Raw genomic sequence first — 721 nt, 5'->3', positions numbered from 1 at the left:
GTCATGGATTTAAAAAAATCGGGATCAAACATTTTCCTTTAGGAAAACAAGATCGTATTTGTCCGATTTTAGAAAAAGAAATCTAAAAAAACGTCCTCACTTTTGATGCTGAGGACGTTTTTTTAGACTGGTAATGGAACCATAATTCGCTTTCCTTTTTGATAAATCGCTAATTCCGTCACACCTTTTGCTTTTAACAGAGCAAAAAGATCATCGAAATGGAAACGGAAATGTTCAAGGTAATGCCCATCTGATCCAACACTAAACAAGGTACCACCACGTGAAAGATATAAATCGATGACATATTCATATAACGCTAAATTGTCATACAAATAAGCGCTCTTAGCATTTAATTCGAATGCCAATTTATTTTTGATTACTTGATCTAGAATCGGTAAAAACTGCGCTTCATATTGTTTAAATTCAGCAACGGATAGACCAAATACCCGAAAACCATAGTCAAAATGAGCAAAGACATCTGCTTCTATAACAACTAGTGCTTCTGAAAGTTGTGCAAAATACTGAGGAATCACAATAGCAGGATCCATATCTTTGACTTCGTCATCTAAATAATCAAATTGACCATTATGATGCACACTGAGTAATTTTAAATCGTAATCTTTATCGGCTAAATAGTCGATGATCCGATCCTTTTCAGAAGCGATGTAACCGATTTCGATGCCTTTTAAAACACGATTGCCAAAACGCTTATTTAAGCTAT

Annotated in this window: 1 protein-coding gene and 1 pseudogene; one reads left to right on the top strand and one right to left on the bottom strand. The window is 34.5% G+C overall.

Annotated elements, in window-relative coordinates:
- Positions 1 to 86: pseudogene (locus OS139_RS13645) on the top strand (GNAT family N-acetyltransferase); the annotation flags it as partial.
- A gap of 36 nt (positions 87 to 122) precedes the next feature.
- On the opposite strand, the gene OS139_RS13640 reads toward OS139_RS13645, so the two are convergent.
- Positions 123 to 721 (bottom strand): PHP domain-containing protein (locus OS139_RS13640; RefSeq protein ID WP_223610211.1); only part of this gene is annotated, 599 nt, incomplete at its 5' end.

The organism is Enterococcus sp. E4-223, from assembly GCF_035727065.1.
Lineage (GTDB): Bacteria > Bacillota > Bacilli > Lactobacillales > Enterococcaceae > Enterococcus_B > Enterococcus_B faecium.
This window is presented reverse-complemented; position numbering and strand designations above follow the sequence as displayed.